Annotated in this window: 18 protein-coding genes; 7 read left to right on the top strand and 11 right to left on the bottom strand. The window is 34.2% G+C overall.

The features are described from left to right. Positions 1-45 precede the first annotated feature (45 nt). The 4 genes from M0R16_02130 to M0R16_02115 form a co-directional block, all read right to left on the bottom strand. A complete protein-coding gene (locus M0R16_02130) occupies positions 46-3,699 on the bottom strand; it encodes a carboxypeptidase regulatory-like domain-containing protein (GenBank protein ID MCK9611679.1) in 3,654 nt (1,217 codons plus the stop codon). A gap of 311 nt (positions 3,700-4,010) precedes the next feature. Beyond that, positions 4,011-4,757 (bottom strand): LytTR family DNA-binding domain-containing protein, encoded by a 747-nt coding sequence (locus M0R16_02125; protein ID MCK9611678.1) that lies wholly within the window; start codon positions 4,755-4,757, stop codon positions 4,011-4,013. A gap of 27 nt (positions 4,758-4,784) precedes the next feature. Beyond that, positions 4,785-7,991: a histidine kinase gene (locus M0R16_02120; protein MCK9611677.1), complete on the bottom strand. Its 3,207-nt coding sequence runs from the start codon at positions 7,989-7,991 to the stop codon at positions 4,785-4,787. A 21-nt stretch (positions 7,992-8,012) separates the two neighbouring features. Continuing rightward, on the bottom strand, positions 8,013-8,354 hold the full coding sequence (locus M0R16_02115; GenBank protein ID MCK9611676.1) for a hypothetical protein: 342 nt from the start codon (positions 8,352-8,354) through the stop codon (positions 8,013-8,015). A 146-nt stretch (positions 8,355-8,500) separates the two neighbouring features. Here M0R16_02115 and M0R16_02110 point away from each other — a divergent pair, with 146 nt between their 5' ends. The 4 genes from M0R16_02110 (at position 8,501) to M0R16_02095 (ending at position 12,738) form a co-directional block, all read left to right on the top strand. Beyond that, entirely contained in the window at positions 8,501-8,929 is a 429-nt protein-coding gene (locus M0R16_02110; GenBank protein ID MCK9611675.1) for a hypothetical protein, read from the top strand. Between the two features lie 7 nt (positions 8,930-8,936). Next, the gene (locus tag M0R16_02105; GenBank protein ID MCK9611674.1) at positions 8,937-10,868 is read left to right on the top strand and encodes a T9SS type A sorting domain-containing protein; all 1,932 of its coding nucleotides are present in this window, start codon (positions 8,937-8,939) and stop codon (positions 10,866-10,868) included. Positions 10,869-10,994: 126 nt separating this feature from the next. Continuing rightward, positions 10,995-12,044, top strand: coding sequence for a tRNA preQ1(34) S-adenosylmethionine ribosyltransferase-isomerase QueA (gene queA / locus M0R16_02100; GenBank protein ID MCK9611673.1), 1,050 nt, complete (start codon positions 10,995-10,997; stop codon positions 12,042-12,044). A gap of 13 nt (positions 12,045-12,057) precedes the next feature. Beyond that, positions 12,058-12,738, top strand: a complete 681-nt coding sequence (locus tag M0R16_02095; protein ID MCK9611672.1) for a 2-C-methyl-D-erythritol 4-phosphate cytidylyltransferase — start codon at positions 12,058-12,060, stop codon at positions 12,736-12,738. A 1-nt stretch (position 12,739) separates the two neighbouring features. Here M0R16_02095 and M0R16_02090 read toward each other — a convergent pair whose 3' ends face one another. Both M0R16_02090 and M0R16_02085 read right to left on the bottom strand, forming a co-directional pair. After that, on the bottom strand, positions 12,740-13,834 hold the full coding sequence (locus tag M0R16_02090; GenBank protein MCK9611671.1) for a glycosyltransferase: 1,095 nt from the start codon (positions 13,832-13,834) through the stop codon (positions 12,740-12,742). Between the two features lie 53 nt (positions 13,835-13,887). Then, the gene (locus tag M0R16_02085; GenBank protein ID MCK9611670.1) at positions 13,888-14,892 is read right to left on the bottom strand and encodes a flippase-like domain-containing protein; all 1,005 of its coding nucleotides are present in this window, start codon (positions 14,890-14,892) and stop codon (positions 13,888-13,890) included. 13 nt (positions 14,893-14,905) lie between these two features. Here M0R16_02085 and ruvC point away from each other — a divergent pair, with 13 nt between their 5' ends. Beyond that, positions 14,906-15,460, top strand: coding sequence for a crossover junction endodeoxyribonuclease RuvC (gene ruvC / locus M0R16_02080; GenBank protein ID MCK9611669.1), 555 nt, complete (start codon positions 14,906-14,908; stop codon positions 15,458-15,460). 3 nt (positions 15,461-15,463) lie between these two features. Next, a complete protein-coding gene (locus tag M0R16_02075; GenBank protein MCK9611668.1) occupies positions 15,464-16,555 on the top strand; it encodes a phosphatidylserine/phosphatidylglycerophosphate/cardiolipin synthase family protein in 1,092 nt (363 codons plus the stop codon). Positions 16,556-16,560: 5 nt separating this feature from the next. Here M0R16_02075 and M0R16_02070 read toward each other — a convergent pair whose 3' ends face one another. After that, on the bottom strand, positions 16,561-17,112 hold the full coding sequence (locus M0R16_02070) for an NlpC/P60 family protein (GenBank protein ID MCK9611667.1): 552 nt from the start codon (positions 17,110-17,112) through the stop codon (positions 16,561-16,563). Between the two features lie 261 nt (positions 17,113-17,373). Between M0R16_02070 and recJ the strand changes: the two genes are divergently transcribed. Then, positions 17,374-19,152 carry a single-stranded-DNA-specific exonuclease RecJ gene (gene recJ / locus M0R16_02065; protein MCK9611666.1) on the top strand — a complete coding sequence of 593 codons (1,779 nt, stop codon included), beginning with the start codon at positions 17,374-17,376 and terminating at the stop codon, positions 19,150-19,152. Positions 19,153-19,158: 6 nt separating this feature from the next. On the opposite strand, the gene M0R16_02060 is transcribed toward recJ, so the two are convergent. From M0R16_02060 to recG, 4 genes are all read right to left on the bottom strand, one after another. Continuing rightward, positions 19,159-20,043, bottom strand: coding sequence for a lysophospholipid acyltransferase family protein (locus M0R16_02060; protein ID MCK9611665.1), 885 nt, complete (start codon positions 20,041-20,043; stop codon positions 19,159-19,161). A gap of 67 nt (positions 20,044-20,110) precedes the next feature. Beyond that, on the bottom strand, positions 20,111-20,842 hold the full coding sequence (locus M0R16_02055; GenBank protein MCK9611664.1) for a geranylgeranylglyceryl/heptaprenylglyceryl phosphate synthase: 732 nt from the start codon (positions 20,840-20,842) through the stop codon (positions 20,111-20,113). A 45-nt stretch (positions 20,843-20,887) separates the two neighbouring features. Further along, a complete protein-coding gene (locus M0R16_02050) occupies positions 20,888-21,559 on the bottom strand; it encodes a 4'-phosphopantetheinyl transferase superfamily protein (protein ID MCK9611663.1) in 672 nt (223 codons plus the stop codon). Next, positions 21,541-23,649 (bottom strand): ATP-dependent DNA helicase RecG, encoded by a 2,109-nt coding sequence (gene recG, locus M0R16_02045; protein MCK9611662.1) that lies wholly within the window; start codon positions 23,647-23,649, stop codon positions 21,541-21,543. Before recG ends, M0R16_02050 begins: the two co-directional genes overlap by 19 nt. Positions 23,650-23,675 lie beyond the last annotated feature (26 nt).

The raw sequence follows: 23,675 nt of genomic DNA, 5'->3' as shown, positions 1-23,675 counted from the left end.
TAGTGATTTTTTTATGTTTAATTGATACTTTCATATTTATAAACTTTAAAATGCCAAAGCAACACCCAGACGAATTCTTCTTGGTAAACTATAATTATAGGGATTATTAACTTTTATAGAATACTGGTCAATATATGCCTGAACATCCGTCTGGGCATTAATTTGTGACTGGTATGTTGCCGAAGAAAGATATCCGTCATCATCAGGGTTCCCGGTAGCACGATAAACTCCAAGAATGTTTTTGCTATTAAGAACATTAAGTATTTCAAGATAAATATTCATATACAAAGGTCTTCCTCTTTTTTCACCTTTCTTGCCGGTTTTAATTTCAATATCTTTATCAATGCGGGCATCCACCCTGAACTGCCATGGCATACGAGAGCCATTTATCTGCCCTTCGAGCAAATAACCCTGTGAGGTTAATAAAGAGGCAATAACCGTACTGGAGCGGCTGTAAGGAATGCCCGAGCCTCCGTTCAGTGAAATATTCAATCCGGTATTTTTTAACAACTGTACGGTTTTTACCTTGTCTGTACCTTTTATTTTTCTGGTAATTTTCGGGCCGTTGTATTCTTTACCTTCACCATAGCGATAATCAAACACTGCCTGAAATGAATGTCTTCTATCGAAATCAAGCGGAGTAATTGTTCTTAGGTTGGGTTGTCCTGTTTGAACCAGATTAAGTCCGGTTTCAGCATTGGAACCTGTTCCCGAAGCAAACTGCAAGGTATAACTTGCTTTTAGCCATACATTTCCAGTTCTTCTTAAGTCATAAGTTACCGTTAAACCCATTACTGTACCAAAGTCAATATTATTATATGTATAATAGTTAACAGGATATGCTCCGGAATAACGATAAGCCTGAATCATGTTTCGTTGCTCACGATAATAACCGGAAATTTTAATTGAAGAAGAATTACTTATTTTCTGCTGGAAGCCCAATTCATAATCAATAGTTTTTTCTGATTTCAGGTTTGGATTATTAATGGGGTTTTGCCCTTGTGAATAGATGTAAAAATACTCTGTAGGATTCATCACATTGCCTGTTGTTGGGCGCTGGGTTAAAATGTCATAATGTGCAAAAAACAAGGCTTCGTCAGAAATGGGGAAGGAGAATGAAATACGCGGCATCCAGTTTAACTGTGGGTTATAATCTGTAAACGCCGAAGAGTTAACCTCCTTCTGGTCGGGATTTACCAGATAAGGTGCAATGCCAGAGCCGGTTTCAATGGTAGAAGGGTCGCTAATTTCAACACCCTCAGCATTATACCAGGTACTTCCATCACGATACCCTTTTATGGCTCCGGGGTTTTTAATATCATCAACATAAACAACAAAATCTTCTCCCATATTTGCCGGGTGAGAGCCCAAGTTATCAACTTCCTTTACAGTTTTTGCTTCATAAAGAAGGTATGGGTCTTTCAGCACTTTTTGGTTGGCATCGTAACGGTCAACACGCAGGCCGACATTAAATATAAGGTCGTTAAATGCAAATTTATCCTGAATGTAACCGGCAATATAAATAGGTTCAAAAGCGCCTATGGGACGGGTTTTATCTCCAAAAGAATTAACTTCTGTGAAAAAATCATCAAAACTGGGTTTACTTTTTAATTTTTTACCTGTATGGTCATACCCCTGATAACTGACATAAGGATTTCCATTATTTAATAATTCGTCTGCGCTGAACATATCAATATTAAAGGTGGTTGGGTCGTAACTGTCCACATCTATCCAATCAGTTCCGTTTACAGGCAGTCCGAGTTTTTCGCGAAGATTATAATCCACAGTTGCCTGTTCGTTTTCTGAGTACAAACGGTCATACCAAATAGTATCCATAAAAACGCCATATTGATCGTACACCAAATGCGGATTTGTCAAATCAAGTTGTACTATATGCCTGTTAACTTGCTGACGTAAGGCCTGCCACAAACTAACCGGACTGTAAGCAATAAAACTTTCCTTACGTTGTTCATAATAAAAACCTAACTGTAGGGCATGATTTCCTATATCCGCAGAAGCATTGGCTGTGATTCCAAACTGATTGTAAACACTTTGGGAATATTGGTTATAGGGAATACCAACATTTGTCCATAAATTATAAACATTATCTCTTGAACCAAAATAACCGTTAACTAAACCGCCACCGAGCATAATCTGGTTAAGGTTCTGATAATGCAGGTAAGGGTCGCCTGCATACAAGTCATAATAAGTTTGTGTATAATTTGATAATATTGGGTTGATATCCGTTTGTTCAAATGTAACCAATGTGTCGGCAAAACCATTATGAATATTTGCTTCAATGCCCGTGGTTGGGTCGGTGTTCCATTCATATGATTTGGTAGAATAGGTTTTAAATTTCCCAAAATAACCATATTTAAAAAGGTCATCTCTGAATTCCGGGTCACGGGTAGTATTAGTAGTGTTTGAATAATCTCCTTGTATTGAATAATAAATATTTTTAATGGTTGCCTTGCTATCACTGGCAGTAGGAAAACGCTGAGTAAAACGCCCATAAACACGCCAGGAGCTATAAATCTGTTCCGGATTCTTTTCCCAGTTTAATAATGAATAATTACGAACATAAGCTTTTCCCCAGTTATATTGCCAGGTGCCTCCAAAAGTTAAATTCGTATTAGCAGATGTCCTGACGTCAATTTTCCCTGACAAATTCAGGTCATTATTTGCAGAATTTAATTTTGCCGGTATATTTTCAAAACTTGAGTTGCGTAAAAATTCAGCAGACGTATATGTCCCCGTTCCCAGTCCGCTAGCTACAAGTGGCCTTGCTTCTAAATCTGCAACTACATCATCCAATGCTTTCCAATTACCATTTTGAAAAGGTCTTGGGTCTTTTTGATAGGTATATTCTGCTGCAATAAAATAGCCCAGTAATGCAGTAGTTTGTGTGGAGTCACGCCCTTTAATCAGAGGTCCCTGCAAATTCAGACTCACCAGATTATATCCAAACTTATCGAGAAATTGAGAAGTAGCGCCTTCGAAACCCATTCCAAATTCTCTGGAAGCTCCTTTTGTTGAAATGGATAATATACCGCCGGTAGCATCGCCATATTGAGCCGGCGTTCCTCCGGTTATTACCGTTACCTGTTCAATTGCAGCTTTTGGCACTGCAGAAGAGCCACGTACCCTAACACCATCCACATAAGTGATAGTTCCATCTGCTCTCGCTCCTCTTATGCTTCCCATATCACCATCCTGCGAGAAAACACCACCAACCTGTATGGCAACCGATTGTGCCGACCTTCCGGGCATCTTTGATATTTCTTCCGATGTCATAGTTCCGCCTGAAGATGTTTGGTCCTTACTTATCAAAGGAACTTTGTAGTCAACCACCTCAAATGTTTCAATGTTGATTGCAGTTGATTCCATCTGCACATCCTGAAAGGTAATCTGATTGGCAATGATGACCAAATTGGCAATCATTATCGGCTTATATCCTACATAAGTGGCTTTTACATCATATTTTCCTGGAGGGATGGGCTTAATGGTATAATTACCATCAAAATCAGATGTTGTACCGCCAGACTGCTTGCCTCCCTGTTCAATAATAATATTTGCAAAAGGAATAGGCTCGTTTGTTGTCTTATCCGTAATTTTACCTTTTAGGGTTCCCGATTGTGAGAATGCTGCCAAGCTTGCAGTAATTATCACGGATGCTGTAAATAGTAACTTTCGAAGCATATTTTTAGTTTTATGTTGTTTAAAAAATCAATAAAAAATTATTTACACTAAAAAAGGTCGGTAAAGATATAAATATTCGATTAAATTTACCAAAAAAATTTTATCAAATTTATTTTTTATTGTAAAAAAATGGAAATAGGTACTTTATTTTCGTGATTTTATAGGATTAATTAAACATTATGTTAAAAAAAGTGCACTTAATTGTATTCAAAAATAATTTTAATAAAATAACATTTTTCACTCAATAAGTTTACGGCAGAAGAAAAAAAGTTATCGGCAGCTTTTTTAAGTATTCGGAAAAATAAAATTTGTTATAAATGCCTGAGAGTTTGTATCACTTTTTCTTTTTTTCTTCTGGAAACCGGCACTTTGTATCCGTCAGACATCAGTATGTAGCCTCCGTCGTTTTTAAGTAACCCCTTAATATATTTAATATTTATCAAGTGTGACTTATGTGGTCTGAGAAAAGACTGCTCCCCAAGTAATTGCTCGGTTTCTTTTAGAGTTCTGGATATCAAAAGGGTTTTGCCATCTGTAAAAAAGTAACGTGTATAATAATCATCCGACTCGCAACGGATAATATTGTCGGTTTCCACAATATGAATCTTGTCGGAAGTGGACAAGACTATTTTTTTTGGTTCATTTTTGGTTTTTAGGTTTTCGAGCAACACTTTTATGTTGCTATCCATTTCGCTATGGGTTCTTCTTGCTTCGGCTTTTTGAACCGCATTAACAAGGTCGGCAGGAATAATGGGTTTAAGTAAGTAATCAAGCGCACTGTATTTAATGGCTTTAATGGCATACTGGTCATAAGCAGTTGTGAAAATAATATCAAAGTTAACATCTTTAACATCCTCTAATAGTTGAAAGCCACTTCCGTCAGGCATCTGAATGTCGAGAAAAACGATATCGGGCTTATTTTCATGTATGGCTTTTAAGCCTGATTTATAACCATTGGCAAAGCCAACAATTTCCACATTTTTGCAATACCTGCTTATCAAACCTGCCAAAGTATCACAGGAGGTTTTTTCGTCGTCAATTATTATTGCTCTGAGCATAATTGGTTTTTTTACAAATTTATTATTTTATTCAGACTCTTTGTAAGGAATTAATATTTCAACACGGGTGCCTGAAGGAGTGTTATTTTCATCTTTAAGGTCAGTAATTTTTACATTCGTTTGATCGTTTCCACTTTTATTTAATATTTCAAGCCGTTTTTGAGTGATAAGCATCCCTCGTGATTTGTGTTTCAAATCAGATTTCGCTTTCATTTGTTCTGCCCTTGCTCTTCCCACTCCATTATCTTCAATTACACATATCAGAAATTTTTCGTCTTTGACATTCATGCTTATTTTAATATGGCCGGAATCTTCTTTATGCAAAATACCATGAATGATGGCATTTTCTATATAGGGCTGTATTATCATGGGGGGTATTTCGATAAATTCTTCATCTATTTCCAATGCAATATCAAAAGTATAATCAAATTTGTAATCAAAACGCAATCTTTCCACATCAAGATATATATCCATAGCTTTTATTTCATCGCTGATGTTCACAAAGGACTTTTGCGAATGCGCAAGTATAAAACGCATCAAGGTAGAAAACTTTGCAAGATAATTAATGGCTTTGTCGGTGTTGTTGGCAATAACAAAACTCTGTATAGAATTTAATGTATTGAAAATAAAATGCGGATTCATCTGGAGGCGCAAAGCTGTTTGCTCAAGCTGAAACATTTGTTTTTCTATTGCTAATATTTTTTTTTCATCTTCGTGCCTGATTCTAATATTTCTGAGCCTTAAAAAAATGATATACCAAACTATCAGGGATATAAGTAAAGCCGACCCTATTCGAAACCACCAAGTACGCCACCAGGGAGGAGAAATTATAATAGTAAAAGAAATTCCTTTTTCATTCCATATGCCATCGCTGTTTGAAGCTTTGACGCGAAAAACATATGTGCCGGCAGGAACTTTGGTATATCCTGCAAACCTGCGGTAAGCATCACAATAATTCCAGTTATTATCAAAATTTTCAAGTTTGTATGCATATTTGTTTTTCGAAGGGTTAGAATAATCCATGGCTGCAAATTCAAATGAGAAAAAATTATCATTGTATGTAAGAAAAATGGTATCTCCGTCAAATATTTCCCGGACCTGCAACTTGTCAAATTTTCTGAATTTAGTAATAACTACGGGAGGAATATAGGTATTAACGATAATTTTATTAGGATAAAACGAATTTAATCCGTTCATCCCCCCAAAAAACATCTCACCGGTTTCTTTATTATGAAATGCTGAATTCAGGTTAAATTCGTTGCTTTGAATACCGTCTTTTACATCATAATTCACAAAATTTTCATTTTCTTTATTGAATTTTGACAAGCCATAGTTTGTTGTTATCCATAAATTATCGTTTTTATCTTCAAAAATATTGTAAACAACATTATTGGGCAATCCGTTTTCTTCAAGATAATATTTTATTTCCCCGGTTTTTCGGTTGAAACGGTTTAACCCACCTCCAAATGTTGCTATCCAGAATGTACCTTCATTATCTTCGTATAACGAAAAAATCTTATCAGAACTTAATGTGTTCTTTGTACCCGGACTTCTTTTAAGAACATTAAATTTTCCACTAACAGGATTGTAACTGTTCAAACCTCCAAGCGTACAAAACCATAATAAACCTTCTTTATCTTCATAGATGTAATATACCGTGTTGTTAGAAATGGAATTTCTTTTATCCGGGTCATGCATAAATCTTTTAAATGTTTTTGTTGAAGGCTGATACAGGTTTAAACCATTATCAGTAGCAATCCACAGATTGTTTTGTTTGTCTTCCAAAATGTAATTTACATTATTATTACTTATACTATGCGGATTTTTCTGGTCGTTGGAATATAAGGTAAAAGATTTGTTTTCCCTGTCATAACTTATCAATCCAACACCTAAAGTGCCTATCCAAAACAAGCCACTTTTATCTTGAGATATCCATCTTATAAGGTTTGTGGGAATTGTATTTGGGTTGTTTGGGTCGTTTTGAATAAAACTATATTTGTTTTGCTCCCGGTCAAAAATATTAATTCCATTATCTGTTGCTATCCAGATTTTACCTAAATCATCCTGATAAATACCCCATACATTATTATTATTTAAACTATTATCATCATTTGCCACATGCCGGATATGATTAAACCTGTTTGAGTATTTATCAATTTTACTTACCCCTTTCCACGCTGTAGCCACCCAAATGATACCCGATTTATCCTGAAAAAGTTTATTTATAAAATCATTGCTCAAACTACGTTCGTTATATATGTTGTTTTTGAAAGATATAAAGTTGTCATTTTTTTTGTCATATCTATTTAATCCACCACCGTATGTTCCCAACCAAATCACACCTTCATTATCCTGTAAAATGCTTGTTACATTATTATTACTAAGTGAATTGTCATCATATTTAGTGCTCTGATATTTTTTAGTTATTTTTTTTGTATTAATATCCATAATATTAATACCATTATCCGAACATATCCAAAGTTTATTGTTATTATCTATGAGTAAATCCAAAATAATATCACTGCTTAGTGAATTAGGATTTTTGCCTGAATACCAATGAAAAAATAGTTTTTTTTGCCTGTCAAAGTAATTCAAACCCTCATTGGTACCAAACCAAATATTGTTATTCTTGTCAATCAGAATACAATTAATATTGTTGTTGCTGGGGCTGTTCGCATTATTGGGGTTTAATTTAAAATGATAAAAAAAGCCAGTGGTTTTGTCAAATCTATTTAATCCATTGTTCGTACCTATCCATAAAGTATTTTCATCCTGTTCAGCTATGCTAAGTATGGTGTCACCACTAATGGAAAAAGGTTGTTTCTTGCTATGTTTATATTGCGTGAAATTGCCGGTTTTGTGATTATAACTATTTAATCCGGCATCTGTACCTATCCATACTGTTTCGTTTTTATCAGTAAAAAGCACATAAATAGTCTGATTGCTCAGCTCATTGGAATGACCGCTAACAGTGGGACGAAAAGTTAAAAAATCATAACCGTCATACCTGTTAAGACCATCCCATGTTCCTATCCAGATATAACCTTTGCTGTCTTGAGTTATAGAATAAGCAGAATTCTGTGAAAGTCCTTTTTCAATTTTATAATTTTCAGATGAAATTCTGTCAAAATTAATTTCAAAATATTCCTGTCCGTAGGTTTTATTGAAAAACAAAAAGCATAAAAATAAAAGGTTAAGGATTTTATGAATGAAATAATATTTTATTTTGTTCATCAAGCCTCTCATCACTTAATACTATTTTTCAACCCCCTTTTGCCTTGCTTTACCCTTTTTTTGTTTTGGTGTAAACAAGCGTTCTAAAACACCTGCTTTTTTATGCTCTTTGTATGCAAGAGATTTTTTTGCATTTTTTTTCATCAGCTGCCTTGTTGATTTGTCTTGAATCATATAGTGTCGTTCAATAGCTTCTTCATAGGCCTGCTCGGCTTCTTTCTCACGTTGTTTTTTTTCTTTTTCAAACTTTTTTCTCCGCTGTGTTTCCTGATACTTGCTCTGCTGGAATTTACTGCATCCTTCTACTGGTAATAAAACAAACAAAATCAGTATAATTAAAACAAATTTATTAAATAATCTCATCTTTCGGGTTGTTTTTAGTTAATTTTGCAATACATTTTAAGTTGATAAAAATAAAAAGTTTTGCGGTATCATTCCATCAACAAAAAAAAATTTAAAAACAAAATTATACACAAATAATAACGTTATTATATCTTGATAATTGCCTAATGAGAAGAAACGTATTTTCCTTTTTTTTACTTCTATTCGTTATTTGCACATTTGCGTTCTCATGCAAAAAACAAAAAAATCCCATACCGGATGTTTATGTTGATATATATCTTAACATTTCCTCAACCCTCTACCTTGAATTGTCAACTGTTGGCGGATGGGTAACAATTACAGGCGGTTACAGAGGTATTGTTGTTTACCGGAGTTCTGTTGATGAATTTGTGGCTTTTGAACAAGCTTGCCCTTACGATTGGGAAGCTGATTCTGCTTATGTTGCTGTTGAACCATCGGGATTAATTTTAAAATGCCATAATTGTTTTTCCGAATATCTTATCACTGACGGCTCAATAGTGAATGGACCAGCCATTTACCCTCTGAAACAGTATAAAACAGGTTTCGACGGGCAGACTCTACATATCTACAATTAATATTATCATGATTAAAAACATTCTTTTAACTTGTACCGCATTATTATGCGTAATCGTTACTTACTCACAGAAGCTACCAGATAAAAATATTACAAAAACAATATCATTTCAGGAAGCAAAAAGCCACGAAAAACTTATTAAAGCCAGAAACAATAAATTAGGAGATAACTACGATCTTTATTATCACCGTATGAATTGGTATATTGACCCTTCGGTGAACCAGATTTCGGGCTATGTATGTTCTTATTTTGCTGCTACAAGTTCCATGAGCCAGATGGAATTTGAACTTAACCAGATAATGACTGTAGATAGTATAATCTATCATAATAGTAATTTAAGTTTCACACACGCTAATAATATTATCTTAATCAATCTGCCATCAACAATAACACCATGGAGCCAAGACTCCATTTTTATTTATTATCATGGAACGCCTCCACAAGGAGTCGGGTTCGGCTCATTCATTCAGGATGACCATAATGGGGCTCCGATAATATGGACACTTTCGGAACCTTTTGGTGCGCCTGACTGGTGGCCCTGCAAAAATTCGTTAAGCGACAAGATTGACTCTATAGATGTTTACATTACCACCCCAAATGCCTACAGGGCAGCCAGTAACGGATTGCTGGTTTCTGAAAACACGGCCGGGTCAAATAAAATATATCACTGGAAACACAGATATCCCATTGTTACCTATTTGATTGCATTAGCTGTTACCAATTATTCCGTGTATTCTGATTTTGCCCAGTTACAAAACGGAACTTTAGAAATACTAAATTATGTTTTTCCGGAAGACCTGAATGATGCCCAGCAACAAACACCAGACTTAATTCCTGTGATGCAATTATACGACAGTTTGTTTTCGGATTATCCTTTCTTAAACGAAAAATACGGGCATGCACAATTTGGATGGGGTGGTGGAATGGAACATCAAACTATGACCTTTATTGTCAATTTTGGATATGACCTCATGGCTCACGAACTGGCACACCAGTGGTTTGGAGATAAAGTTACATGTCGTAGCTGGCACGATATCTGGATTAATGAAGGTTTCGCAACTTTTTTAACCGGCCTAACTTATTATTTTTTAAATACCAATAATGCATGGAAATATTGGAAACAATATAATGTTGATGACATCACTTCCGAACCAGATGGTTCGGTTTATTGCGATGACACAACTAATGTTTCCAGAATTTTCAGCGGAAGACTTTCATATAACAAAGGGGCCATGGTCTTAAATATGTTAAGAGTTAAAATTGGAGATTCGGCCATGTTCAGTTGTATGAAAAATTTTATTACTGACCCGCAATTATCATATAGTTTTGCCGAAACTGACGATTTCAGAGAGCATGCAGAAGCTGCTTCAGGGATGAATTTGGTTGATTTTTTCCAAGACTGGATTTACGGACAAGGATATCCAATATATTCATTACACACAACCATACATCCCGACAGTATTGTTGATTTGATTATCACACAACAACAATCGCATCCATCAGTTTATTATTTTGAACTTCCTGTACCTGTGAAATTTTCAAATAACACAAAAGACACATTGCTTTTCTTTGATAATACTTATGATGGACAGGTTTATAGTTTTAAATTAAACTTTATTCCAAATACTACTACTTTTGACCCGGAATATGAATTGATTGCAAAAATTGATAATAACATCGTCAATATTGAAGAAAACAATCTCTCTGCTCACAATATTTACCCTAACCCATTTAAAAACATAATTAATATTGAAAACAATAATAATCAATTTGACAGGATTGAAATATATAATATTGAAAGCAAAAAAGTATTTGAAAAAACATTTAAAGAAGCTGTAAATAAAACACAAATAGACTTAAAACATCTTAAACAAGGAGTTTATTTTCTTAAAATAATTTCAACAGATAATATTTTCATACAACATATCGTTAAGTTATAGATTGTTTTAATGTGGCAAAAGACAATAACTTGCAGATTTTGAGATAGTTGACAAAAAAAACTTGACTTTTGTCTTTTAATCATGTAAATTCGTAAGTTTTTTTTAAAATATATAAAATAGTAACAAATGAAATTATCTGAATTCAGGTTTCATTTACCTCAGGAACTGGTTGCTGACAAACCTGCTGAACAAAGAGACGGCTCACGTTTGATGATTCTTAACAGAAAAACACAAACTATTGAACATAAAATTTTTAAAGACAATATTAATTATTTTAGCGACGGCGATGTTTTTATTATCAATAATACAAAAGTTTTTCCTGCAAGATTATATGGTCGTAAAGAGAAAACAGGGGCTAAAATAGAAGTATTTTTGTTAAGGGAACTAAATCACGATTCCCTGCTTTGGGATGTTCTTGTTGACCCTGCACGTAAGATTCGCATAGGAAACAAACTTTACTTTGGAGATAATGATAACCTGGTTGCTGAGGTAATTGATAACACAACATCAAGGGGGCGAACTATCCGGTTTTTATTTGATGGAAAATACGAAGAATTTAAAAAAATTATTGACTCTCTTGGCGATACTCCCTTGCCAAAAATAATTAAGCGTTCCACAGTTGCCGACGACAAAATCAGGTACCAGACCATATATGCAAAACATGAAGGCGCAGTAGCCGCTCCGACTGCCGGACTTCATTTTAGCCGTGAACTTATGAAACGCCTTGAACTTAAGGGAGTTAATTTTGCCGAGTTAACTCTGCATGCCGGACTTGGCAATTTCAGAACCATCGATGTTGAAGACCTCACCAAACACAAATGCGACTCCGAACAAGTAATTATTGATGAAAAGGCATGTAAGATTGTTAATAAAGCTAAGGAAAACAAAAAAAATATCTGTGCAGTCGGAACAACGTCCATGAGGGCCATTGAATCATCATTCACCATTTCGGGCTTGCTGAAACCTTTTAACGGATGGACAAATAAGTTTATATTTCCCCCTTACGACTTTAATGTGGCCAACCGTATGATAACTAATTTTCACCTGCCTCAATCTTCGTTAATGATTATGGTGGCTGCTTTCGCGGGATATGATTTTCTGATGAAGGCTTATAAAGAAGCTATCGCAGAAAAATATAAGTTTTTTACTTATGGCGATGCAATGCTTATTATTTAAAGAATAACCTTTCTTGAAAAAATACGCTCTTATTGTTGCAGGCGGCTCAGGGAAAAGATTACAAACAGAAATCCCGAAACAGTTTATTTATATTTGCGGAAAACCCTTTATATTACATACAATTGATGCATTTATCCGTGCGGACAGCCATATTGAATTCATTGTAGTTATTAATGAAAAATTTTTTGATTATTGGGAGAAAATTTGCCGCAAAATTACCTATGCATCCAATTATAAAACTGCTATAGGCGGGCCAGAACGTTTTCATTCTGTCAAAAACGGATTGGCTAAAATTCCAGATTCCGAATCACTGGTTGCAATTCACGATGCTGTCCGCCCTTTTATTTCTGAAAAGATTATTACAAAAGCATATAAAGAAGCTGAAATACATGGGAATGCAATTCCGTACGTAAAAATCAACGATACTGTCAGGATAAAAAACGGCACTTTTAATGAAACTTTCAACAGGGAGCAACTTGCCATCATTCAAACACCTCAATGTTTTAAAACATCACTCATTAAAGAAGCATACCGGCAGAATTATGATGAACGCTTTACGGACGATGCTATAGTATTAGAAACCACCGGACAACAAATCCGCCTTATTGATGGGGATGTCCGAAATATAAAAATAACTCATGCTTCCGATTTGATTATAGCAGAAGCATTTCTTAAATCGCAACAAAACCTATAAACTAAACTATTTTCCTTCCTTTCCATTTCACAGGAATCATCAACGTAAGGAATGTCGTAATAATTATGTACAAAGGGTATATTAATTGCACAAGCAAATAATAATACATTACTTTTGATTTAGATACAAAAACCGAAAATGACATTAATAAAGGAAAATCCGCGATAAATTTGACTGCCCACAAAATTAAAGCAATATAAAACAAATGTGCATTTAAAAAACCGCCAATAAAACATACAAGAAAAAATAAATTAATAAAAAAAACACTGGCAGCTACAGCAATTTCAGTAAAATCTTTGTACCTTTTACTTTTTGAGGCCCAGCGTATTCTTTGATTAAAGAAATGTTTCATGGTTTTGCAACCTTTTGTAAAAACTAAACTATCAGGGTGTTTTAAAAACATGATGTCTTTTGGGGAACTTAAGTGTTTTTTTGCTTTTAACAGAAAAAAAACATCATCACCCGAAACAATTTCTTTATTATCCTCATAACCATTCAACTCATCAAATAATGTTTTTTCAAAAGCAAAATTTGCCCCATTGGCAAGTATGGGAATTCCTGCACCTATAGCGCCGGCACCAGATGCTATCAGACTCATAAATTCGAGTTGCTGTATTTTTGAAAATAACTTTTTTTCATTAGAAATAATAACCGGAGCAGAAATAACACGACAATTATTTGTTAAATAAAAATCAGCAAAAGTTTTTACCCAATCGTTACCAAACCAACAATCGGAATCTGATGTTATTATCAAACGGCTATTTGCGCTTATTATCCCTTTTGTTAGGGCTGCCTTTTTAGAAAAGCCTTCATTATCTTTTAATGACAATATCTTAAAATTATGAAGTAAATTATCGTTAATAAATTTTTCTGCTATTTGAAAACCTTGATCCTCAGAATGGTCATTAATTAATATTACTTCAAGATAATCCTTATTGTAATTTTGGTTTTTCAGGCAAGAGAGTATTCCTGATATGTTTTTCTCCTCATTTCTGAAAGGGATAATTACACTTATGCTTACAGGATGTATTTCCTTTGAAGAACTATAAGTTTTTGTCTTTACCCACCCATAAGTAAACAGTATAATAAATGTCAAATATACCAACGTTACCAATGAAGATAATATAATCAACAATATCAAAAACAAACTCACTTCCTGAAAAATTTAAGTTTAAAAACAAAAATACCCCCAATGAGTGCAGGTATAATCAGATTCACAAACCAAATAAAAAAAGAAGCCATGAACATGTTCGATATAGCCTCATCCATAAATATTGGGTTGCTTTGATAATAAATTTCCAATAAAAAAATACTTACCGAACCTCTAACTCCTAATTCTGTAAGTGCAATAGTAGGCAAACAGGTTGTTATCAGGTAAAGAAAAGAAATAAACACAAGTCCTTCAAAAAAAGTCATTTCAATGTGGCATAAATACATTAATAAAAAAAACTGAACAGTAAAAATCGCATAACGCAATGTACTTAAAAAGATGACTTCAAGTAATTCCTTAATTGAGTAATATGAATACACTTCTAAATGAGAGCGAAACAAATAATATTTTTGAGGTATTATTTTGAAAAAAAATTTTTTAACCCAAGAGATTTTAAAAAATAAAATCATCAATATTAATGCAAGTAATGACGTAACAAATAACAACACATATAATAGCTTATGAGTTACGGGTTCAAAAGCATTATTTAAAAATAAAAATCCGGATATCGTTCCAAAAATCAATGTTATCAATAACTGGCTGAAACTACCAATGGTAGTAATAAAAACGCCTTCCCAGCGGTTTGCCTGTTCCAGAATAAAAGCTCTGCCAAAATATTCACCTGTCCGATTTGGAGTAAATGCTCCAATGGTAATCCCTGCCCAAACAGCCATAAAGGATTTTATAAAGGAAACTTTTTCGATTTTACGAATGAGCATTTTCCATTTGCATGCTTCCAAAGCCCAATTTAACAACATCATACATACAATAATCACAAGAAAAATAATAGTTTTTTCTTCTGTAAAAAGCTTGCTAAAGTTTAAAAAAAATGAAGAAGTATCGTATTTGATAAAAAACCGTTGAGCTATAAATCCAAACGCAAAAGTTATTATTAATAACTTTATTAAAAAATTAGCTGTTTTGATTATTTTTGTATTAAGCATTTAATCGTTTGTTGTGAACACTGACAGAATTATTCTTGGTATTGACCCCGGCACAAATATACTTGGTTATGGTTTAATCTATAACAAAAATAATAAGATTGAGCTTATCAGAATGGATGTTATTAAGCTGAATAAACTTAATGGGCAACATTTAAAACTTAAAGCAATATTTGAAAATACTCTTGAAGTAATTGAAAAATACAAGCCTGATGAGTTAGCCATAGAATCACAGTTTTTTGGCAAAAATGTTCAATCCATGTTGAAACTTGGCAGGGCGCAGGGTGTTGCAATAGCTGCCGCCCTATATAAATCAATACCTGTATTTGAATATTCGCCCCGTAAAATAAAACAAGCCATAACAGGTAAGGGTAATGCATCGAAAGAACAGGTAGCCGCCATGCTTTCCCGAATAGTTAAAATTACAGAAACCCCTGATTATTATGACGCAACAGATGCTTTGGGCGTTGCTGTTTGTCACTTTTTTCAGAAAGCTCCTGATGGAAATGAAAAAAAATCTTACACCGGATGGAAATCGTTTATCACGAATAATCCTAAAAGATTATTATAATTTATGACAAACGAAGACATAAAAGATAACTGTATCATAAATCATAAAGTTTTCAGCGAAACACTTATGTTTTATACTGAATTGCTCAGAGATATTGAAAACGCTCAAAAAAACATCTGTATAGAAATTTTCAAATTTATTGACGATTCTATTGGTGTAAAATTTCGCGATGCTCTCGTTAAAAAAAGTCGGCAGGGCGTCAGAATAAGGCTTTTAATAGATTCCTGGGGCGCTATATTCAGTAATAACTTCTTTGATGAACTAATAAAAAATGGCGGGCAGGTTAGAATTTTTAAAAAACTCAGGTACAATTTGGATGCATTTATCCAGCACCACCGCCGTAATCATCGAAAAATAGTTATAATTGACGATGTGATAGCTTACATTGGTTCGGCAAATATTAATGATTACTCCATCAACTGGAGAGAGATAATAGTTAAAATTGAAGGCAACCTGGCACATGCTTTTAAAAAAGCGTTCAACGACAGTTGGAAAATATATGAAAAAAATATATTCAATTTAAAGAATCAATTGCGGCCTTTGGGATGCTTTAACTATAAAATCATACGTGATATCCCATCTATTACCAAGCAAAAAATCAAAAAAAAATTTGAAAATCTTATTAAAAATGCCAAAAAGGAAATCATCATCGAAACGCCATATTTTTTGCCGGGGTTTTTCCTGCGCAAGCTTTTAATGGATGCAGGGAAAAGAGGAGTTGATGTAAAAATCCTTACACCCAAACACTCTGACGTCAGTTTTGTTGATATATACAGAAGCAAGTACTTGGGCATTTTGCATAAAAACAAAGTGAATATTTTATTTTATACACCAAATAACCTACATGCCAAACTAATTGTTGTTGACAAAGAGATTTTCTGTTTTGGTTCAACCAATTTTGATTACCGAAGTTTCAGGTATATGTTTGAAATTATTCTAATGGGCTCAAACAATAATTTGATGCAGGATTTACTTATTCACATTAACGAAACATTAGACAATTGCGAACCATTTAATTATGACTTGTGGAAACGCCGGCCATTGATACATAAAATTTTTGAGCAATTATTGGTACCTTTCCGGCATTATCTGTAACAACCTCATTTGATTGGGTTTTTGATAACGCGGCCTCCGGTAAAAAAATATTTTTTATAATACTCGTCATTCAGGCTGTTAATAACCACTCCCCTTTTTGTAGAAGAGTGAATAAATTTATCTTCAGCAATGTAAATCCCCACATGGGAAACTTTATCTCCATTTATTTTAAAAAAAACAAGGTCGCCTGCTTTAAGTTTGTTTTTCTCAATTGGTACAACATTTTTAATCTGATCTGCAGAGCTTCGAAACAAGCTTATACTATAAACGTCTCTGTAAACAGCCAATACCATCCCCGAGCAATCAGTTCCATGTATGGTGCTTCCGCCGTATTTATAGGGCGCCCCAAGCCATTCTGCAATATAACTTAATAGTTTTTTATCTTCAGTACCAGTAAGCTTAACACCTAGTTTTTCAGAATACCTTGAATAAAAAGCAGATTCGGTTTTTTTTTCTATAGGAAGCTTACTAACAATGTTATAATTTGTTTTGCATGATGACAGTAAAACAATAAAAAAAAATATGAATAAATTATTAAAACGTAAAAAAAACTTCATGACTGTAAACATATTGATTCAAAAATATAAAATAAACAAAATCACATTTATATTACGTGATCAGTATTGCAAACAACATGATGTTAATTATTATTTCCGTATTCTGTCACTTTGTCTTTAACAATTTACCTCTTGGCAGCTTTCTGCTTTTTTATGTTTTCTTTTTATAAAAGTTATTAACCAACAATTTTTAATATTAAATATACTTCACAAAAACTTTTCGGGTCTTTATTATTACTTTTGTAATATAGAAATTGAGATATGGAAAAACGCTGGGTACTGAAGCATCAATATAATAGTGACGAACTTGAACCTTTAGCAAAAGAATTAAACATATCTTTACCTATTGCCAACCTGCTTTTTCAGAGGGGTATTATAACTTTTGAAGATGCCAGAAATTTTTTTCGACCTGAACTTAAACACCTGCATGACCCATTTTTAATGAAAGACATGGGCAAGGCTGTTGAACGTATTGAAAAAGCAATTGAAAATAACGAACGTATCATTGTTTATGGCGATTATGATGTGGATGGTACTTCTGCTGTCGCTTTGGTTTATTCATTCCTCAAAAACCAATTTCAACAATACAATAATATTGATTTTTATATTCCTGACCGTTACAATGAAGGGTACGGCATTTCAGAAAAAGGTATTGATTTCGCTGTAGAAACCAATACTAAGCTTATCATAGCGCTGGATTGCGGCATTAAAGAAATTGATAAAATTGCCTATGCAAATAGCAAAGGCATTGACTTTATTGTTTGCGACCATCATCGTCCCGGAATTGATATACCTGTTGCATTTGCTGTTCTAGACCCCAAAAGGCCTGATTGTGATTACCCATATAAAGAGCTTTCAGGCTGCGGCATTGGATTTAAACTAATACAGGCGATATGTCAGAAAAAAAATATTAAGGTTGAAGAATTAAAACAGTATCTGGATTTAGTGGTTGTAAGTATTGCATCTGACATAGTCCCAATAACGGGAGAAAATCGCGTACTCGCTTACTATGGCCTAAAATTAATTAATTCTAATCCAAGGCCCGGCATTGAAGCTGTATTGCAAAGCGGAGGTATTAAACGTATATTTGCGTCTCCTGGCAACGAAATGGGGCTGATTTTTTCAAGAGAGCTAAATATCAATGATTTGGTGTTCCTTATCGGGCCACGTATTAATGCTGCAGGACGCATTGAAAGCGGACGTAACTCTGTTGAATTATTAATAGCCGATAACCTTGAAAATGCACTTACCTTAGGAACACAAATTGACAACTACAACACCGAAAGGCGCACCCTTGACAGCCAAACAACAATTGAGGCCATAGACATGGTAAAAAATGAACCCGATTTGCTTAGAAAAAAAACCACTGTTGTTTATAACGCTAATTGGCACAAAGGAATTATTGGTATTGTTGCTTCGCGTCTTACTGAAAACTTTTATCGCCCCACCATTGTTCTTACCAATTCAAACGGGTTGATATGTGGTTCTGCGCGTTCGGTAAAAGATTTCGATATTTATGATGCTATTGATGCCTGTAGTGGCCTGCTTGAACATTTCGGGGGGCATAAATATGCTGCTGGCCTTACCCTTAAACCGGAAAACCTTCACAAGTTTATTAATAAATTTGAAGAAATAGTTTCCAAAACTATAACTGAAGAAATGCAGGTACCGGAAGTTGAGATAGATTCAGAATTGGATTTGCGGCAAATTAATCTTAACTTTTTTAAAATCATTAAACAATTCTCTCCTTTCGGGCCCGGAAACATGTCGCCTGTTTTCTTGACCAAAGGCGTTGTTGATTTTGGGAATATCAGGCTCGTAGGAAAAAATGACAAACATCATTTAAAATTATCTATTACTTACCCAGAGATTTCTCTCAATCCTTTTCCCGCCATAGCTTTTCAACTTGCTGACTTTTATAACTACATCCATGAAGGCAACTCTTTTGATATCTGCTACCACATTGAAGAAAACGAATGGAACGGATTGATTTCCCTGCAATTAAACATCAAAGATATCAAAGAATCGGAACCTGATTAAACAAGCTTAGCCGTAAAAATTCGGTAGATGTTTCCATCGCTTATGCGACCACAACCAAAATTCAGGCTGGCTTAAAATGCTCTTCTGAAGCAGGCCGACATAAATACTCATAATATAACCAAACTCAGTTTCTTTAGGTTTGTCTGTAATCTTAATAATTTCTATTTGATAACGACCCCGTTTCAATCTTCTAAAATCACCATAAACAACTGAATAGTCATATTCCGCTGCATATTTTTCAGCTCCATACAAAAAATCAGTTTCTTTATTTAAAAAAACACAATGATATCCTTTACTTTTACCTCCGGGATACTGGTCGGAAAGAAACAAGTTCGCTGTAAGTTTGTCCTTGTCTTTTTGAAATTCTTCCTTAATATTCTTTGCATTGATAATTTTCATACCAAAACGACTCCTTCTGGCATTAGTAAGTTTATTCATCACCGCATTTGATAAGGGCTTTCCTACCCCAATAGCCCAATGTGGAAATAATAAATTCATCGAATAAATCAGGTATTCCCAATTGCAATAATGTGCAGACATAAATATGACGCTTTTGTTTTTTTGAGCATATTGCTCCATTATTTCTGGGTTCACACAGATAATTCGTTTTAGCAAATTCTTTTTGCTTATGGTAAAACACTTAATAGATTCGACAAAAACATCAGCAAGAAATCGATAAAAAGGCCATATTATTTTTTTTGCATTTGAATCACCCTGAATACTCCCTTCTAGGTTTTTCATAACAACTTTTTTGCGATATCTTAGCACATAACATAATATAAATGCCAGTAAATCAGCAATGCCATATAATACCCAAAAGGGAAGCAGTGACAACAAAATTAAAACTCCAAATAAAAAATAACTTAAAATTTTGGTCGTGAAATTTCTCATGAAATCAGAGTTTTTCTATATACTAATTGAAATTTCAAATTTTATTTCGGCATGTGCCGCTAAAAAATTATTTAATAATTTGCATAATATCATAAATAAGAGACGAGTTGTTTTCGACAGCATTGCCAATAACAAGAATATCTGCTCCAGCATTAAAAATATCTTTTGCTGTATAAGCATCGCAAATGCCGCCACCAATAACCAATGGGATTTTGATATTCGTTTTTACTTTTTCAACCATTGATAAACTGATATTTTTTTCGGCTCCGCTGCCAGCATCCATGTATATTAGTTTTAGTCCTAACATTTCTCCAGCCAATGCCGTACACATTGCAATATCATTTTTATCATAAGGTATTGGCAATGAATTACTCATGTATGAAACTGCTGTTTGTTTTCCACCATCAACAAGCATATAGCCGGTTGGGATTACTTCCATGCCTGCCTCGCGAATATATGGCGCGGCAATAACATGTTTTCCTATCAGCATTTCAGCATTTCTGCCGGAAATAAGTGAAAGAAACAATATCGCATCCGCATGTGAACTTATCTGTAAAACATTGCCGGGGAAAATTACTACCGGAATTGTTGACCTTTCCTTAACGGATATAATGGTTTCATCTATTTTGTCTGAGGTAAAAAGGCTTCCCCCTATAAAAAAACAATCTATTCCTGCATCTTGAGCAACAAAAGTAATGTTTTGAGTATCGGCATGAGTAAGCTTATCGGGGTCAAGTAAAACGCAAAGCTGCTTTTTACCTTTACTTGCTTTTTCTAAAATTTGTTTGTATATATCCATACTTATGCGAAGATAAAAAAAACGTGCTAATTACTAAATTTTGTTTCAACAAATTACATATGAAAGGAAATAATCTTGAATTTTTTGATAATGTATTAAACAATGAACGGAATAACCTTCATTCTTCAATTGTGCATCAATAACTCCTGTATCACTAAGGCTAAAAGGCTTGAGTAGCATTTGATTAGCAAAATCATAGAAATCAGCGCCAAAAACTTTGTACAGCGCTTCTTTTGCCGACCAACTCACACATAAATAATCAAGCCTGAGATCATTATTCATAAAATTCTGTTCTTCATTACATAAAAACTTTGCTGCAACTTTTTCAATACGTTTGCTAATCTTTTCAATATCAATCCCAACCTTCTTTCTATTACTAATTATAACGGCCGCAAATTCCCCTGAATGGGATATAGAAACTTGTTCGTACTCTTTGTTTTTAGTAATCAATGGCTTACCGGTGTAATCGTATTCGATATTAAAGCTATCAGGAATCATTTGTCTTAACAATAATCTATAACTCAACCAGTGTTTTTTTCGATTTTCATGTACGAAATCATTTATTGGAGACTTTTCCTCACAGCACAAACTATAATTGTCCATTAAATTTACAGAGGTTTCGGTGATATGCCAAACCCCAATTTTTGTGCTCTTATCAATTTGATTAATAAAAAATACAGGCATTTTACTACTTTTTATCAGCTTATCATGCTCCATGAGCCTTTACGCTTGTTTTCACTTTGAATAAAATCCTTTATAGGATAATTTTCTGGTTTTTTAAGTTCAGGGTCAGATTCAATTGTTTCTTTTGCAACCATATGTGCATATTTCAGAATTTTTTCATCAGCAACAATATCTGCAAGTACCAGGTCTGTAATTCCGCTTTGTTGTAAACCGTCAATATTACCTGGGCCTCTCAGTTTCAAATCTGCTTCAGCAATCTGAAACCCATCGTTTGTTTTTAACATAGTTTCAATACGGACAAGGGCTTCGTTACTAATTTTATCTGCTGTCATCAATAAACAATAAGATTGGTCGGCACCTCTTCCCACTCTACCGCGCAATTGATGTAATTGTGACAATCCAAAACGTTCGGCATTTTCAATCACCATAACGGTAGCATTAGGGACGTCTACACCCACTTCTATCACGGTTGTAGCAACCATGATTTGTGTTTCTCCTTTTACAAAACGTGACATTTCATAATCCCTTTCCTGTGATTTCATTTGGCCGTGAACCATGCTGACTGCAAATTCAGGCAAAGGAAAATCCCTAACAATAGCCTCATAACCTTCCATAAGGTGTTTCAAATCCAATGCTTCGGATTCAAATATTAATGGATAAACAACATATATTTGCCGTCCTTGACGTATCTGAGTTTTCATAAACCCTTGTACTTTCAGTCGTGACGAATCATCGAAATGCATTGAAGTTATCGGTTTCCTCCCTGGAGGTAATTCGTCAATCACAGAAACGTCGAGGTCGCCATATATTGTCATTGCCAAAGTCCTTGGGATTGGCGTAGCTGTCATAACAAGAATATGCGGAGGAATAGTTCCTTTTTTCCAGAGTTTTGCACGCTGGGCAACCCCAAAGCGATGTTGTTCGTCAATAACAGCCAGTCCCAGGCTTTTAAATCTTACTATATCTTCTATCAATGCGTGTGTTCCTATTACAAATTTTATATCTCCATTACTCAAACCTTCCAATATTTTTTTTCTTTGAGCGGATTTTACCGAACCTGTAAGCAAAGAAACATTTATTCCCATTTGTTTTAGAAATCCCTGCAGAGTTTGATAATGCTGAATTGCCAAAACTTCGGTCGGAGCCATTAAACAGGACTGGAATCCATTATCAAGAGCTATAAGCATACACATAAGTGCCACCAATGTCTTTCCGCTTCCCACATCGCCCTGCAGCAAACGGTTCATCTGTTTCCCGGTGGACATATCTTTCCTTATTTCACGTATAACTCTTTTTTGAGCTTCCGTCAGTTTGTAGGGCAAAACTTTATAAAAAAATGTATTCAGGTTCTCTCCCACAGTAGCAAAAATATGTCCCCTTATTTCTTTTTGCCTGTAATGTTTCATCATAACAAGCCGCAACTGAATAAAAAATAATTCTTCAAATTTAAGTCTTGCTTTGGCTCTACCAAGTTCATTGAAATTTTCAGGAAAATGTATAGCATTAACCGCTGCTTCGTGAGATACCAAATGCAGTTTTTGAATAATTTTTGTTGAAAGATTTTCCTTTAATTTACCGATAGCATCATTTAAAATATTTCTAATTATTTTACCGACACCCTTGCTATCAAGCCCTTTGGACTTAAGTTTTTCGGATGAATTATAAAACGGCTGTAAAATACTTGAAGTTTTGTTTTTTTCGGATTTTTCCAATAATTCAATTTCGGGATGTGTAATGTTTATCTTGCCATTAAAGTAAGTAGGTTTTCCGAAAACAACATATTCAGAACCCTGTTTAATTTTTTCCTTAAGCCATTTCACTCCATTAAACCAAACCAATTCAATTTCTCCGGTATCATCAGCAAACCTTACAATCATTCTTGTCCCTTTGCCAACTCCTGCAATTGAAATTTCATTTACTTTTCCTATTAACTGTACATATCCGGTACTAGTATCAATTTCATAAATTTTTTGAAATTTTGTCTTATCAACATATCTATAAGGATAATAAGAAAGCAAATCTCGAAATGTAAAAATACCTGCCTCTTTTTTTAATACTTCGGCACGAGCGGGGCCAACTCCTTTACAATATTCAATAGGTGTGTCAAGAAAAGTGTGTAACACAATATCAATTTAAAGCAAAAATAAAA

The organism is Bacteroidales bacterium (genome assembly GCA_023228145.1).
Lineage (GTDB): Bacteria > Bacteroidota > Bacteroidia > Bacteroidales > CAIWKO01 > CAIWKO01.
The sequence above is the reverse complement of the archived record's forward strand: the minus strand, read 5'-3'. Positions and strand labels throughout refer to the sequence as shown.

What these genes read in the sequence shown, in the direction of transcription:
- M0R16_02130 (MCK9611679.1), bottom strand. Translation starts at nt 3,699, where the DNA reads ATGCTTCGAAAGTTACTATTTACAGCATCCGTGATAATTACTGCAAGC.
- M0R16_02125 (MCK9611678.1), bottom strand. Translation starts at nt 4,757, where the DNA reads ATGCTCAGAGCAATAATAATTGACGACGAAAAAACCTCCTGTGATACT.
- M0R16_02120 (MCK9611677.1), bottom strand. Translation starts at nt 7,991, where the DNA reads ATGAACAAAATAAAATATTATTTCATTCATAAAATCCTTAACCTTTTA.
- M0R16_02115 (MCK9611676.1), bottom strand. Translation starts at nt 8,354, where the DNA reads ATGAGATTATTTAATAAATTTGTTTTAATTATACTGATTTTGTTTGTT.
- M0R16_02110 (MCK9611675.1), top strand. Translation starts at nt 8,501, where the DNA reads ATGAGAAGAAACGTATTTTCCTTTTTTTTACTTCTATTCGTTATTTGC.
- M0R16_02105 (MCK9611674.1), top strand. Translation starts at nt 8,937, where the DNA reads ATGATTAAAAACATTCTTTTAACTTGTACCGCATTATTATGCGTAATC.
- queA (MCK9611673.1), top strand. Translation starts at nt 10,995, where the DNA reads ATGAAATTATCTGAATTCAGGTTTCATTTACCTCAGGAACTGGTTGCT.
- M0R16_02085 (MCK9611670.1), bottom strand. Translation starts at nt 14,892, where the DNA reads ATGCTTAATACAAAAATAATCAAAACAGCTAATTTTTTAATAAAGTTA.
- M0R16_02075 (MCK9611668.1), top strand. Translation starts at nt 15,464, where the DNA reads ATGACAAACGAAGACATAAAAGATAACTGTATCATAAATCATAAAGTT.
- M0R16_02070 (MCK9611667.1), bottom strand. Translation starts at nt 17,112, where the DNA reads ATGAAGTTTTTTTTACGTTTTAATAATTTATTCATATTTTTTTTTATT.
- recJ (MCK9611666.1), top strand. Translation starts at nt 17,374, where the DNA reads ATGGAAAAACGCTGGGTACTGAAGCATCAATATAATAGTGACGAACTT.
- M0R16_02060 (MCK9611665.1), bottom strand. Translation starts at nt 20,043, where the DNA reads ATGAGAAATTTCACGACCAAAATTTTAAGTTATTTTTTATTTGGAGTT.
- M0R16_02055 (MCK9611664.1), bottom strand. Translation starts at nt 20,842, where the DNA reads ATGGATATATACAAACAAATTTTAGAAAAAGCAAGTAAAGGTAAAAAG.
- M0R16_02050 (MCK9611663.1), bottom strand. Translation starts at nt 21,559, where the DNA reads ATGGAGCATGATAAGCTGATAAAAAGTAGTAAAATGCCTGTATTTTTT.